The 12,681-nt window shown below is 68.7% G+C and carries 14 protein-coding genes; 11 read left to right on the forward strand and 3 right to left on the reverse strand.

The genetic code is table 11. The annotated features are described in order from the left end of the window. Positions 1 to 15 precede the first annotated feature (15 nt). From ULB03_RS05735 to ULB03_RS05775, 9 genes are all read left to right on the forward strand, one after another. On the forward strand, positions 16 to 813 hold the full coding sequence (locus tag ULB03_RS05735) for a queuosine precursor transporter (RefSeq protein ID WP_322482292.1): 798 nt from the start codon (positions 16 to 18) through the stop codon (positions 811 to 813). 34 nt (positions 814 to 847) lie between these two features. Next, complete coding sequence (gene tgt, locus ULB03_RS05740; protein WP_322482293.1) at positions 848 to 2,110, forward strand: tRNA guanosine(34) transglycosylase Tgt; 1,263 nt, start codon at positions 848 to 850, stop codon at positions 2,108 to 2,110. 108 nt (positions 2,111 to 2,218) lie between these two features. After that, complete coding sequence (locus ULB03_RS05745; protein WP_322482294.1) at positions 2,219 to 3,826, forward strand: lysine--tRNA ligase; 1,608 nt, start codon at positions 2,219 to 2,221, stop codon at positions 3,824 to 3,826. A 57-nt stretch (positions 3,827 to 3,883) separates the two neighbouring features. Further along, a complete protein-coding gene (locus tag ULB03_RS05750; protein WP_186457227.1) occupies positions 3,884 to 4,138 on the forward strand; it encodes a hypothetical protein in 255 nt (84 codons plus the stop codon). 3 nt (positions 4,139 to 4,141) lie between these two features. Continuing rightward, on the forward strand, positions 4,142 to 4,441 hold the full coding sequence (locus ULB03_RS05755) for a type II toxin-antitoxin system RelE/ParE family toxin (RefSeq protein ID WP_322482295.1): 300 nt from the start codon (positions 4,142 to 4,144) through the stop codon (positions 4,439 to 4,441). 33 nt (positions 4,442 to 4,474) lie between these two features. Further along, the gene (gene ltaE, locus ULB03_RS05760) at positions 4,475 to 5,485 is read left to right on the forward strand and encodes a low-specificity L-threonine aldolase (RefSeq protein ID WP_322482296.1); all 1,011 of its coding nucleotides are present in this window, start codon (positions 4,475 to 4,477) and stop codon (positions 5,483 to 5,485) included. A 67-nt stretch (positions 5,486 to 5,552) separates the two neighbouring features. After that, a complete protein-coding gene (locus ULB03_RS05765) occupies positions 5,553 to 5,927 on the forward strand; it encodes a hypothetical protein (protein ID WP_322482297.1) in 375 nt (124 codons plus the stop codon). A gap of 90 nt (positions 5,928 to 6,017) precedes the next feature. Then, positions 6,018 to 6,677, forward strand: a complete 660-nt coding sequence (locus ULB03_RS05770; RefSeq protein ID WP_322482298.1) for a MarC family protein — start codon at positions 6,018 to 6,020, stop codon at positions 6,675 to 6,677. Positions 6,678 to 6,751: 74 nt separating this feature from the next. After that, the gene (locus tag ULB03_RS05775; RefSeq protein ID WP_322482299.1) at positions 6,752 to 8,470 is read left to right on the forward strand and encodes an acyl-CoA dehydrogenase family protein; all 1,719 of its coding nucleotides are present in this window, start codon (positions 6,752 to 6,754) and stop codon (positions 8,468 to 8,470) included. A gap of 112 nt (positions 8,471 to 8,582) precedes the next feature. Here the strand turns inward: ULB03_RS05775 and ULB03_RS05780 are convergent, their stop codons facing one another. Beyond that, on the reverse strand, positions 8,583 to 8,921 hold the full coding sequence (locus ULB03_RS05780) for a GIY-YIG nuclease family protein (protein ID WP_322482300.1): 339 nt from the start codon (positions 8,919 to 8,921) through the stop codon (positions 8,583 to 8,585). Positions 8,922 to 9,128: 207 nt separating this feature from the next. Here ULB03_RS05780 and ULB03_RS05785 point away from each other — a divergent pair, with 207 nt between their 5' ends. Then, a complete protein-coding gene (locus ULB03_RS05785; RefSeq protein ID WP_322482301.1) occupies positions 9,129 to 9,827 on the forward strand; it encodes an SDR family NAD(P)-dependent oxidoreductase in 699 nt (232 codons plus the stop codon). 25 nt (positions 9,828 to 9,852) lie between these two features. Next, positions 9,853 to 10,722 carry an NAD(P)-dependent oxidoreductase gene (locus ULB03_RS05790; protein ID WP_322482302.1) on the forward strand — a complete coding sequence of 290 codons (870 nt, stop codon included), beginning with the start codon at positions 9,853 to 9,855 and terminating at the stop codon, positions 10,720 to 10,722. On the opposite strand, the gene ULB03_RS05795 is transcribed toward ULB03_RS05790, so the two are convergent. Both ULB03_RS05795 and ULB03_RS05800 read right to left on the reverse strand, forming a co-directional pair. Beyond that, a complete protein-coding gene (locus ULB03_RS05795; RefSeq protein ID WP_322482303.1) occupies positions 10,697 to 11,632 on the reverse strand; it encodes a DMT family transporter in 936 nt (311 codons plus the stop codon). The two genes, ULB03_RS05790 and ULB03_RS05795, sit on opposite strands and share 26 nt — an antisense overlap. A 75-nt stretch (positions 11,633 to 11,707) precedes the next feature. Continuing rightward, the gene (locus tag ULB03_RS05800; RefSeq protein WP_322482304.1) at positions 11,708 to 12,631 is read right to left on the reverse strand and encodes a LysR family transcriptional regulator; all 924 of its coding nucleotides are present in this window, start codon (positions 12,629 to 12,631) and stop codon (positions 11,708 to 11,710) included. Positions 12,632 to 12,681: the final 50 nt, after the last annotated feature.

Genomic DNA, 12,681 nt, shown 5'->3' on the forward strand with positions numbered 1-12,681 from the left:
TGGGGCCTCACATCCATGACGCTCTCGCCTGCCGCTCTCGTCGACTTCCTGAACGGCCTGCCGCCAGCCTTGTTGCTGGTGGGTCAGATGCTGTTCTGTTTCAGCGCCATTTTGGCGCTCGCCCGGCTGTTCGGACAGTCCGGCCTCTATATCTACATCATCGTCGCCATCATTGGCGCCAACGTCGAGGTGTTGAAGGCGGTTCAATTCCCCTTCTACGAACACCCCGTGGCCATGGGCACGATCCTGTTCAGCTCGACCTATCTCGCCACCGACATCCTGACCGAGCATTACGGGCGGGAGGCGGCGCGGCGCGGCATCTATCTCAGCTTCGCGGGCTATCTGCTGTTCACGCTGATGATGCTGATCACCCTGGGTTTCCGCCCCATGACGGCGGAGCAGGCGGGGAAGGACATGGCCTGGGCGCTGTCGACGCAAGACCACCTGTCGGCCCTGTTCCTGCCGGCCCCGGCCCTGTTCCTGTCGGGCATGGCCTCCTACCTGGCCAGCCAGCTGTGCGACGTCTGGATCTATCAGAAGATCCGGGGAGCGACGGGGCAGCGGCACCTGTGGCTGCGTAACAACGGCTCCACCATGGTGTCGGCACTGATCGACAACACCGTCTTCAGCCTGCTGGCCTGGCGCGTCTTCGCTGAGACGCCGGTGGACTGGCACGCCCTGGTGTTCACCTACATCCTGGGCACCTATCTCATGCGGGTGGCGGCCAGCCTGCTGGACACCCCCTTCATGTACCTGTCGCGCCGGGCCCTCGCACCGCATCTGGCCCCCCACTTGGGTAAAACCCGCGTCTGACCCCGTCTTTCCCTTCGTTTCAGAGTCCGCCCCCATGTCCGATCTGCCGACCTCCTACCCCGGGTTCTCGTTCGAGATCACCCACAAGGCACCCGACAGCCGGGCGCGCCTGGGCCGGCTGTCGACGCCGCACGGCACCATCTCCACCCCCAATTTCATCTTCTGCGGCACCAAGGCGTCGATCAAAGGCGTCACCCCGGCGCAGATGCGGGCGGAGAAGACGGACATCATCCTGTCCAACACCTATCACCTGATGATCCAGCCGGGCGCCGACATCGTCGCCAAGATGGGCGGCCTGCACCGCTTCATGGGTTGGGACGGTCCCATGCTGACCGACTCGGGCGGCTTCCAGATCTTCTCCATGGGCCACGGCTCGGTGGCGGATGAGATCAAGGGCCGCCGCACCCAGACGCGCGACACCACCCTGCTGAAGATCACGGAGAAGGGCGCCACCTTCCGCAGCTACATGAACGGCGAGAAGCTGTTCCTGTCGCCCGAACTGTCCATCGACATCCAGCGCAAGCTGGGCGCCGACCTGATCGTGCAGTTCGACGAATGCACGCCCTTCCATGTCGACCGCGCCTACACCGCCAAGTCGATGGCGCTGAGCCACCGCTGGGGCGACCGGTCCTTGAAGGAATTCGCGAAGGGCGGGGGCCTGAGCTACAACGGCCTGCCCCAGGCCCTCTACGGCATCATCCAGGGCGGGGTGTACGAGGATCTGCGCAAGGAAAGCGCCACCTACACCAAGGACCGCCCCTTCTTCGGCACGGCCGTGGGCGGCAGCCTGGGCGCCAACACGGCGCAGATGGATGAGGTGGTGGCCATGACCATGCCCCACACCCATCCCGACCGGCCGGTGCACCTGCTGGGCATCGGCGGCATCCGCGACATCTTCGCCGGCGTGGTCCAGGGCATCGACACCTTCGACTGCGTCAGCCCCACCCGAATCGCACGCCACGGCTGGGCCCTGGCGCCCAAGGCGAAGGGGGAGCGGCTGAACATGCGCAACTCCCGCTTCCGCGAGGATCCCAACCCCATCGACCCGGCCTGCGACTGCTACGCCTGCAGCAACTTCAGCCGCGCCTACATCCACCACCTGCTGAAGGCGGGTGAGCTGCTGGCCATGCAGCTGCTGTCCATCCACAACGTCGCCACCATGAACCGGCTGCTGCGCGACGTGCGCGAGGGCATCGCCACCGGCACCCTGGCCGAGACGCGCCGGCGCTGGGTTTACGATCCCCAGGAGCAAGAAAATGGCGAAGGCGAACCGGTGGCGCAGGGCGGGGCCGCCTAGACCCCGGATTGACCGCTCCCCCGCTCCCGCCTAGGGTGCCGAGCCCCGATTCGGCATCCGCAAGGCCGGGCGGGATTTTCCACATCCGAATTGACGTGAGTGACCGCGATGGCGACGGAACAGGAACTGGCACGCGAGGCGAAGGCTTGGCCGTTTGAGGAGGCGCGCAAACTGGTCGCGCGCTACGGCGACAAGGCCCCGCCCAAAGGCTACGTCCTGTTCGAGACCGGCTATGGCCCCTCGGGCCTGCCGCACATCGGCACCTTTGGCGAGGTGGCCCGCACCACCATGGTGCGCCAGGCCTTCCAGCGCCTGGCGCCCGGCGTACCCACCCGCCTGTTCGCCTTCTCCGACGACATGGACGGCCTGCGCAAGGTGCCGGACAACATCCCGAACCGCGAGATGGTGGCCGAGCATTTGGGCAAGCCGCTGACCAAGGTGCCGGACCCGTTCGGCACGCATGAGAGCTTCGGCCACCATAACAACGCCCGCCTGCGCGCCTTCCTCGACAGCTATGGCTTCGAGTACGAGTTCCAGAGCAGCACCGACTGGTACACCTCCGGCCGGTTCGATCACGCCCTGCTGGCCGTGCTGCGCCACTATGATGAGATCATGGGCGTGATGCTGCCGACCCTGGGCGAAGAGCGCCGGGCGACCTACAGCCCCTTCCTGCCCATCAGCCCCAGCACCGGCCGCGTGCTGCAGGTGCCGATGCTGGAGATCAACCCGGACGCCGGCACCGTTGTGTTCCAGGATGAGGACGGCCGGAAGGTCGAGACCCCGGTCACCGGCGGCCATGTGAAGCTGCAGTGGAAGCCCGACTGGGGCATGCGCTGGTTCGCCCTGGGCGTGGACTATGAGATGGCGGGCAAGGACCTGATCCCCTCCGTCGAGCTGGCCAGCAAGATCTGCCGCATCCTGGGCGCCCAGCCGCCGGAAGGCTTCAATTACGAGCTGTTCCTGGACGACAAGGGCCAGAAGATCAGCAAGTCCAAGGGCAACGGCCTGACGATGGAGGAGTGGCTGCGCTACGCCCCGCCGGAAAGCCTGGCCCTCTACATGTTCCAGAAGCCGCGGGCGGCCAAGAAGCTGTTCTTCGACGTCATCCCGCGCGCCGTGGACGATTACCTGACCTTCGTCGACAAGCTGAAGGCTGAGGAGCCGGCCAAGGCGCTGGAGAACCCGGCCTGGCACATCCACAACGGCCAGGTGCCAGCGTGGGCGACCGCCGCCGACCAGCTGAAGACCAACCTGTCGTTCGGCATCCTCTTGAACCTGGCGGGTGCCGCCAACGCCGAGAACGCGGACGTGATGTGGGGCTTCATCAGCCGCTACGCCCCGGCCGCCACCCCGGCCAACTCGCCCTTCCTGGACCGGCTGGTCGGCTACGCCGTCGCCTACTACCAGGACCGCGTGAAGCCCACCAAGGTCTACCGCGCCCCCACAGATGTGGAGCGGGCGGCGCTGGAGGAACTGCGGGCATCCCTGGCCCAATGGCCGGCCGATCAGTTGACCAATGCCGAGGCCTTGCAGAACGAGGTTTATGAGATCGGCAAGCGCCACCCCTTCCCCGAGTTGCGCGCCTGGTTCCTGACCCTCTATGAGGTGTTGCTGGGCCAGAGCACCGGCCCCCGCATGGGCAGCTTCATCGCCCTCTACGGCGTGGCCGAGACCAAGGCCCTGATCGACCAGGCGCTGGGCGACGGGATCAAGTAAGCAGCCTGTCACGGGCGGGAATGGACAAAAGCCGTTCCCGCCCGCATATAATTCAGCATGACGCAGCGCATCGACATCCAGGACAGCACCGCCGAACGGTTGGCCCGCCTGCAGGCGCTAACCGGCCAGGACATTGATACGGTCCTCGATGCCGCTTTGGCCGCGCGTCTGGAGCAGCTGGAAATGGAAGCATTTCGCGCCGCCGTGCAGGAAGGCGTCCGCCAAGCGGATGCAGGTCTTTTCTCCACCCGCAGCGTGGAAGAGATCATTTCCCGTGGCATTGCCCGGGCACGCCAATCCCGACCCAGCTGATCCATGCCCTTCCGCCTCACCGAATTGGCGGAAGCCGACCTCGAGTCCATCGCGGCGTATACCGCCGATCAGTGGGGCGAAGCCCAGGCGCTGGCCTATACCGGGCATCTGACGAAGGCCTTTCGCAAACTAGGCGACAATCCCCTCCTCCCCGGTAGCCGAAGGCGGGATGATTTGGCTGAAGGCTGCCGCATCCTGGCCGTCGAAAAGCATCTGATCGTTTATCGCAGCGAAGCTGGCTTGACCGACATACTGCGTATCCTGCATCAGCGGATGGACTTGCTTCTGCAGCGCCTGTTTTGACGTGCCGCCTTCGCCTCAAAGGACCCCTGCCCCATGATCCGCCACGACTTCCGCAGCGACACCGTCACCCGGCCCGGCCCCGCCATGCGCCAAGCCATGGCGGATGCGGAGGTGGGGGACGATGTGTTTGGCGACGACCCGACGGTGAAGCGGCTGGAGGAGCGGACGGCGGAACTGCTGGGCAAGGCGGCAGGCCTATTCCTGCCCTCGGGCACGCAGTCCAACCTGGCGGCGCTGATGGCGCACTGCGGCCGGGGCGACGAATACATCGTGGGCCAGATGGCCCATTGCTATCGCTGGGAGGCGGGCGGGGCCGCCGTGCTGGGCAGCATCCAGCCGCAACCCATCGCCCACCAGGCCGACGGCACCCTGGCGCTGGCCGACATCCAGGCCGCCATCAAGCCGGACGACCCGCACTTCGCCCGCACCCGCCTGCTGGCGCTGGAGAACACGCTGGGCGGCCGCGCCCTGCCCCTGTCCTACATGAGGGACGCCGTCGACCTGGCCCGGCGCCACGGCCTGGCCACCCACCTGGACGGCGCTCGGGTGTTCAACGCCGCGACATCCCTGGGCGTGCCGGCGGCGGAGGTGGCGGTGGGCTTCGACACCGTGTCCGTCTGCCTGTCCAAGGGCCTGGGCGCCCCAGTGGGCAGCGTGTTGGTGGGCGGGACCGACCTGATCCAGCGCGCCCGGCGCATCCGCAAGATGTTGGGCGGTGGCCTGCGCCAGGTGGGCATCCTGGCGGCTGCGGGCCTGTACGCCCTGGAGCACAACGTGGCGCGGCTGGCCGACGACCATGCCAACGCCCGGCGCCTGGCCGAGGGCCTGTCCGCCCTCCCCGCCCTGACCGTGACCCCACCCGACACCAACATCCTGTTCGTGGCCGTGGCGCCCGACGTGGCCGACGCCTTCAACGCCCACCTGAAGGCCCACGGCATCGCCGTCACCAGCACCTACGGCCTGCAGCGCTGGGTGACCCACCTGGACGTGGATGCGGCGGCCGTGGACACGGCGCTGGACATCGTGGCGGCATTCTTTCGCTGACCGGTTGCGCGCCACCGCCCGGTCACCGTACCGTTCGTGATCGTCTTTCAACGACGGAAGAAACCGCATGCTGCGCAAAGCCATCAACTATCTGTTCTTCCTGGATGAGGTCCAGGCGCTGTATCGCGGACAGACAGGGACCCCACGGGAGCAGATGGCGGCGGTCAAGCGTAGCGCCGCCTATCAGCGTATTAGGATAATCTCCAACAGCCGGGCGGCCGCCTTGGCCCTGTTGTCCATGGGACTGGCCCTGCTGGCCGTCGGCCTGAAGCAGGTGGAGGGGCAGTCCATGCCCCAGTGGTTGGCCCACCTGCCCCTCTCCCGCACCGGCATCACCGCAGCCGGGCTGGTTCTGGGCGGTTCCGTCGTCGTCCTTGGCCTTTGGCTGGGGACATGGTGGGGCGAGCGCCGAGCAGCGCGATTGACGCCAACCGATCAATAAGCCCTACAAACCATTGAGCCCGAGGGACCGCCCCGTCTACTCTGCCACACTCCCGCGACTGGGCGCGGGGTCAGCGTGGTGGGGGTGGCCTTGGATTTATCGTCGTTCGTGGCGTCGTGGCAGGAATACAGCAAGTTCGTCATCGCGCTGTTCGCCATTCTGACCCCCTTCGCCGCCATTCCCATCTTCCTGGGCTTGACCGAGGGCCGCAGCCAGCGCGAGCGCAACATGATCGCCCGCCAGGCGGTGCTGACCGTGGCCACCGTGCTGATCGTCTCGGCCCTGGTGGGCGACCTGGTGCTGCGCCTGCTGGGCACCAGCCTGGACAGCTTCCGCGTGGGCGGCGGCCTGGTGCTGCTGCTGATCGCCCTGTCCATGCTGAACGCCAACGTCTCCGCCATGAAGCAGACGGAAGGGGAGGCCAATGAGGCGGGGCAGCGCACCGCCATCGGCGTGGTGCCCCTGGGCCTGCCCCTGCTGGCCGGCCCCGGCGCCATCACCGCCGTCATCATCCAGATGCAGAAGGGTCACGGCCCCATGCACGGCGGTCTGATCATCGGCTGCATCGTCTTCGTCTGCCTGCTGCTGTGGGGCGCCCTGCGCCTGGCCGGCCCCATCGGCAACCGCCTGGGCCAGATCGGCCTGAACATCATGAGCCGCCTGTTCGGCCTGCTGCTGGCCTCGGTCGCGGTGGAAACCATCGCCACCGGCCTGCGCAACCTGTTCCCCGGCCTGGCCGGCGGCGGCTGAAGCCGGTAACCTTAAAGGTTTCCAGGGCCGCCGATCCTGGCGCACACTCCCCGCAACGAGGGAGATGAAACACCATGATCGAGCCGGATGAGGTTCCCCGCACCGCCCGGGGCACCAACCTGTACATCGCCGACATCAACCTGCAGCGCCTGCTGGAGCGGCGTGCGCCGGAGGAGTTGCAGCGGCATGAGGACAGGCTGGCCGATTTCGGGGCCTGGGCCGGCGGCCCGCTGGATGAGCAGGCGGAATACACCGACCGCCACGCCAACCCCCAGCACACACCCCAGCCTTACGGCCCCAACGGGCACCAGGGCGCCCCCATCGTCTTCAACCCCCGCTATGTCGAATGCCATGCCGAGGCCTATGCCCGGGGCGCCGTCGGCCTGCCCTATCAGAAGGGCACATCAGGCCGGCACATGGCCTGCTTCACCATGGGCTATCTGCTGAGCCAGGCGGACGTGTCCATCCATTGCCCCGTCACCATGACGGGGGCGGTGGCGCATGTGCTGAACACCGTGGCGCCCGACGATCTGCGCCAGCGCTTCCTGCCCGACCTGACCCGCATGGACGGCCGGGCCCTGTCCGGCGGCACCTGGGCGACGGAGTTGCACGGCGGATCGGATGTGGGCGCCACCACCACGCGGGCGGTGAAGACGGATGACGGCTGGGCCCTGCACGGCCTGAAATGGTTCACCAGCAACGCCGGGTCCGGCCTGGCCCTGGCCACCGCCCGGCCGGAGGGCTCATCCAACGAGGGTCCGTTAAGCGGTGGAAGGGGCCTGGGCTGCTATCTGGTGCCCAGCCATCTAGAGGACGGCCAACCGAACGCCTACAGCGTCCGCCGCCTGAAGGAGAAGGTGGGCACGCGCGGCCTGGCCACGGCGGAGCTGGACCTCCACGGCGCCACCGCCTTCGAGGTGGCGGGACCGGGCGAGGGGCTGAAGGTCATGATGGCCGCGCTGGAGTACAGCCGCATCCACAACGCCGTCGCCTCCGCCGGCCTGCTGCGCCGGGCCTTCGTCGAATCGCTGGGCTGGTCGGTGCATCGCCCCGCCTTTGGCCAGACCGTGGTCCACTACCCCATGGTGCGGGACCAGCTGCTGGACATGCAGATGGAACTGGAGGCGGCGGTGGCGCTGTCCTTCGAGTCGGTGTTCGCCTTCGACGCCCTGGCGACCGGTGACAGCGACCCGGACCTGGGCGGCGACTGGCTGCGCCTGGTGACGGCGCTGGCCAAGTACCGGACCGCCGACCAGGCGGTGAAAGCCTGCCGCACGGCGGTCGAGATGGTGGGCGGCAACGGCTACACCGAGGAATTCCCCACCGCGCGGCTCTATCGCGATTGCCTGGTGACCGCCGTGTGGGAGGGGCCGGCCAACATCCAGGCGCTGGAGCTGTTGCGCCTGGTGGCGGGCAAGCGGCCGGGCGACCAGATCTTCCTGGGCCGCGTGGGGGCGGCCCTGTCCGACCTGCCGCCCCAGGCGGGCGACACCGCCGACCTGCTGGAAGGCGCGCTGGAGGAGTGCCGGGCCGCCCTGTCCCACCTGCGCCGCAACCCCGACCAGGCGCCCCGCCACGGCCGGCGCCTGCTGGACCTGTTGTCCGACACCCTGGCCACGGCCCTTTTGTGCGAGGAGGCGGTGGCCGACCTGAAACTGGGCGACCACCGCAAGATGCTGGTGGCCAACCGCTTCGCCGCCCGCGTCCTGGCCCACCACAACCCCATCGCCACGGAGATGGAACCAGCCCTGGCGGCGTTCGAGGACGTGATCCTGTATCAGCCGGTGGAGTGACGCGGCCCCGACCGGGGCCGCCGGAGCTTTTCGGGAGCGTCAGCGGACTGGAAAGGGAGGGCGCCCGGCGATTGAGGGGACCTATGATCGGCCACGATCAGACGTCAAAGGATCAAATCCCCTCCGCCTTCAGCGCCGCCCGCCAGTGGGCGGCGCGGTCCTTCAGTTGGGCGCGGGCAAGGTAGGCGCCTTCCTCCGGCTCCAGCCGTTCCAGCACCTCGAAGGTGAAGGCGTCGGCCCCGTGGGCGTTCCAGGCGGCTTGCAGGCCCCGGTGGGTGTGGCCGCCGTGGCGCAGGCTGAACCACAGCCGGTTCTGGATGGTGTCCAGGGTCGGCGTGGGCCCCACCCACACGGTGTCCGGCAGGGCGGCGCAGCGCAGCGCGTAGATGCCAGGCTCGTCCGCCCGCTTCTTGTAGTCGGCGATGGCCGCTTTCCTGTCCTGGGCTTGCATGGTGTAATCCTATTTCACCCGGGTGATATTAGGCCTCGATATAATACCCGGGTAAAATAAGGTCAAGGCTGGCCATGACCCTGTTGTAGAGCACCGGCCCCTGACTTTTGCCGGGGCCGCCCCATATCAAGCGTCTGCCGTCCCTCCAGGTCGATCCCGGCGCCAACCGGGGCGGCCGACGCCCCTAGCAGAAAGGGTTCCCCCAGAATGTCCGCTTCCCCCACCGCCTTCATCGTCGGCGCCTCCCGTGGCTTGGGTCTGGCCCTGGTCCAGGAATATCTGTCGCGGGGCTGGCAGGTCATTGGCACCGTCCGTCCCGGCACCGAGCCCGGCCCCCTGCATGAATTGGCGGGCGAGGCCCAGGGCCGCCTGACGGTGGAGCTGGTCGACATCGTCCATGCCGACCAGATATCCAGCCTGCGCCAGCGCCTGGCGGGCAGCCGTATCGACGTGCTGTTCATCAACGCCGGCGTCACCAACGACCCGGCGGAGACCATCGGCCAGGTGTCGACCGAGGAATTCGTGCGGGTGCAGGTGACCAACGCCCTGTCGCCCATGCGCTGTGTCGAGGTGCTGGGCGACCTGGTGACGCCCAAGGGCACCATCGCCGTCATGTCCTCCGGCCTGGGCAGCGTGGCCAACAACGTCAGCGGGGGATGGGAGGTGTACCGGGCCAGCAAGGCGGCGCTGAACACCCTCATGCGTTCCTACGCGGCGCGGCAGCCGGCCCATGGCCGCACCCTGCTGGTCATCGCGCCCGGCTGGGTACGCACCGACATGGGCGGGCCGGCCGCCAGCCTGGACGTGTCGGACAGCATTCCGCGCGTGGTGGACGTGGTGACGGCCCAGGCGGGGAAGCCCGGCCTGCAGTACCTGGATTACCAGGGCAACACCGTCCCCTGGTGAGCCATCCGTCAAGGAGCATGGAAACATGAGCAAGGTCGCTTTCCTGGGCCTGGGCGCCATGGGCGCCCGCATGGCCGCGAACCTGGTCAAGGCGGGGCACGCCGTCACGGTATGGAACCGCTCCCCCGCCGCCACGGCCGACCTGAAGGCGCTGGGCGCCACCGTCGCCCCCAGCCCGCGCGCGGCGGCGGCCGGGGCGGATTTCGTCATCGCCATGGTGGCCGACGACACGGCCTCCCGTGCCGTGTGGCTGGACGACAAGACCGGCGCCCTGGCGGGCCTGGACCCGGAGGCCGTCGCCATCGAGTGCAGCACCCTTTCCCCCGCCTGGGCCGCCCAGCTGGCGGCGGCGGTCACGGCCACCGGGGCGGGCTTCCTGGAGGCGCCGGTGGTGGGCACCCTGCCCCAGGCGCAGGATGGCAAGCTGATCATCCTGGCCGGCGGAGAGGTCACGACCTTTGAGACGGCGCGGCCGGCGCTGGCGCCCCTGGCGGCGGCCATCCACCATGTCGGCCCGGTCGGCCGGGGGGCGGTGATGAAGCTGGCGGTCAACGGCCTGCTGGGCATCCAGCTGGCCGCCTGGGCGGAGATGCTGGGCTTCCTGGGCAAGGCCGGCGTCGACGGCGCCGCCGCCCTGGATGTCCTGACCACCCTGCCGGTAGCCAGCCCCGCCGCGGCCACCTACGCCCGCCTGATGCAGGCCGGCGACTTCGCCGTGCGTTTCCCCATCGACCTGATGACCAAGGACTTCCGCTATGGCACCCAGGCGGCGGACGCGCTGAAGGCCGACACCCCCGTGGCGGACGCGACCCTGTCGGTGCTGGAGCGCGCGCGGGAGGCCGGCCATGGCGCCGAGAACATCTCCGCCCTCATTCGCCTCTATACCGGCGGATGAGGGCCCTCAGGGCTGGCCGGTCCGCGGGTTGCGGCCGCGGGCGGGCCGGGCGTTGGGCCAGCACGATGCCCAGCACCACCAGGCCACCGCCCACCAGGTGGTAGGGGTGCAGCACCTCGCCCAGCAGCAGGGCCGCCAGCACGGCGGTGGTGATGGGCAGCAGGTTCATGAAGATGGCGGTGCGGCCCGGCCCCAGGTGCTTCACCCCCTGCATCCACAACACCGGCGCCAGGATGGATGTCGGGATGCCGGCATAGGCGATCATGGCGATGGTGGCCGGCGTGGCTGGGGCCGCAGGCGCCAGCAGATAGCCCGGCAGCAGGAAGACCAGGCCCGCCGCCACCTGGGCGTAAAGCGAGGTCCATACCGGCAAGGGCAGGGGCCAGCGCTTCAGGCAGACGCCATAGGCGGCATAGGCGACGCAGGCGCCCAGCATGAAGGCGTCGCCCCGGCCCACACCGTGCGACAGCAGGCGGCCGTAATCCCCCTGGCCCAGCACGAACAGGATGCCGGCCAGCGACACCAGGCCGCCCGCCAGGGCCAGGGGCCCATGCTTCTGCCGCAGCCATACGGCGCTGATCGCCAGGGTCAGAAGCGGCACCAGGGCCACGAAGATGCCGATGTTGGTGGCGCTGGTGCTGGCCGCCGCGTAATAGGCCAGCCCTTGGTACAGCGCCATGCCCAGCAGGCCCAGGACGACGATTTGGGGCAGGTGCTGGCGGATCGTGGCCCGCCGCGCCCAGGCGCCGCGCAGGCAGAACGGCGTCAGCAGCACGAAGGCCACGAACCAGCGGTCGAAGGCGATGACGCTGGGCGGGATGGCGCCGGCCGAGGCCTTGGTCACCAGGTTGTTGCCCGTCCAGATCAGCACGGCCAGCAGGGGAAAGGTCAGGTACAGGCGGGGCGTCATGGTGGCTCGGTCCTTCTCGGGACGCGACCCTAATGCCGGATGGCCTTGGGCTGTAGAGCGACTTTGCGACGGCAGCTATCGGCGCGGCGGCGACCGCCAGGCGGGACGGGACAAGGTTTCGACGAAAAAATCGGCCAGGGCCTCCACCTTGGCGGGGCGGGCGCGGGTGGTGGGGGTCATCAGGTACAGCCCGCCCAGGGGCAGCGACCAGCCGTCCAGCAGATCCACCAGCCGGCCGTCGGCCAGGTATTCCGCCGCCAGGAACTCCGGCAACTCGGCGATGGCCAGGCCCTCCAGCACGGTGGGCAGCAGCGCCTCCGAATTGGTGACGCGCAGGGGGCCGGTGGGCGTCACAGCCACCTCCACCCCCTCGGTGTTGATCAAGCGCCAGACGTCCTGGCGGGCGCGGTAGGCGTAGCCCAGGCAGTGATGGGCCGCCAGCTCGCCCGGATGCCGGGGCCGGCCATAGCGGGCAATGTAGGCCGGCGCCGCCACGATGTGGCGGGCGATCGGGCACAGCTGGCGCGCCACCAGCGAACTGTCGGGCAACACGGCGATGCGCAGGGCGGCGTCGAACCCGTCGCCGATCAAATCCACCACGGCGTCGCTCAGGTGCAGATCGACGGTGATCTCGGGATAGGCGCGCAGGAAGGCGGGCAGCAGCGGCGCCACCCAGCGCACGCCAAAGCTCATGGGCACGGCCAGGCGGACGGTGCCGCGCGGGCGGCTGGACAGCTCGCGCGCCGCATCCTCCACCGCCTCGGCCTCGGCATACAGTTGGGACGCCCGCGCGGCCAGGGCGGCGCCCACATCGGTCAGGGCCAGGCGGCGCGAGGTGCGGTTGAACAGGCGGGCGCCCAGCCTGTCCTCCAGCCGGCTGACGCCGCGAGACACGGTGGCGACCGACACGCCCATGGCCCGGGCCGCGGCGGCGTAGGACCGTTCCTCCGCCACCTTGGCGAACATGGCCAGGCCTTCGAAATCCGGCACCTTGGTCATCGCGTCAAACCTGCAACGATAGTTTTCAATCCTTTCTATTTTGGAAATCC

It is taken from the genome of Nitrospirillum goiasense (assembly GCF_034427435.1).
Taxonomy (GTDB): Bacteria; Pseudomonadota; Alphaproteobacteria; order Azospirillales; family Azospirillaceae; genus Nitrospirillum.

What these genes read in the sequence shown, in the direction of transcription:
- ULB03_RS05745 (WP_322482294.1), top strand. Translation starts at nt 2,219, where the DNA reads ATGGCGACGGAACAGGAACTGGCACGCGAGGCGAAGGCTTGGCCGTTT.
- ULB03_RS05750 (WP_186457227.1), top strand. Translation starts at nt 3,884, where the DNA reads ATGACGCAGCGCATCGACATCCAGGACAGCACCGCCGAACGGTTGGCC.
- ULB03_RS05765 (WP_322482297.1), top strand. Translation starts at nt 5,553, where the DNA reads ATGCTGCGCAAAGCCATCAACTATCTGTTCTTCCTGGATGAGGTCCAG.
- ULB03_RS05780 (WP_322482300.1), bottom strand. Translation starts at nt 8,921, where the DNA reads ATGCAAGCCCAGGACAGGAAAGCGGCCATCGCCGACTACAAGAAGCGG.
- tgt (WP_322482293.1), top strand. Translation starts at nt 848, where the DNA reads ATGTCCGATCTGCCGACCTCCTACCCCGGGTTCTCGTTCGAGATCACC.
- ULB03_RS05775 (WP_322482299.1), top strand. Translation starts at nt 6,752, where the DNA reads ATGATCGAGCCGGATGAGGTTCCCCGCACCGCCCGGGGCACCAACCTG.
- ULB03_RS05795 (WP_322482303.1), bottom strand. Translation starts at nt 11,632, where the DNA reads ATGACGCCCCGCCTGTACCTGACCTTTCCCCTGCTGGCCGTGCTGATC.
- ltaE (WP_322482296.1), top strand. Translation starts at nt 4,475, where the DNA reads ATGATCCGCCACGACTTCCGCAGCGACACCGTCACCCGGCCCGGCCCC.
- ULB03_RS05755 (WP_322482295.1), top strand. Translation starts at nt 4,142, where the DNA reads ATGCCCTTCCGCCTCACCGAATTGGCGGAAGCCGACCTCGAGTCCATC.
- ULB03_RS05735 (WP_322482292.1), top strand. Translation starts at nt 16, where the DNA reads ATGACGCTCTCGCCTGCCGCTCTCGTCGACTTCCTGAACGGCCTGCCG.
- ULB03_RS05785 (WP_322482301.1), top strand. Translation starts at nt 9,129, where the DNA reads ATGTCCGCTTCCCCCACCGCCTTCATCGTCGGCGCCTCCCGTGGCTTG.
- ULB03_RS05800 (WP_322482304.1), bottom strand. Translation starts at nt 12,631, where the DNA reads ATGACCAAGGTGCCGGATTTCGAAGGCCTGGCCATGTTCGCCAAGGTG.
- ULB03_RS05790 (WP_322482302.1), top strand. Translation starts at nt 9,853, where the DNA reads ATGAGCAAGGTCGCTTTCCTGGGCCTGGGCGCCATGGGCGCCCGCATG.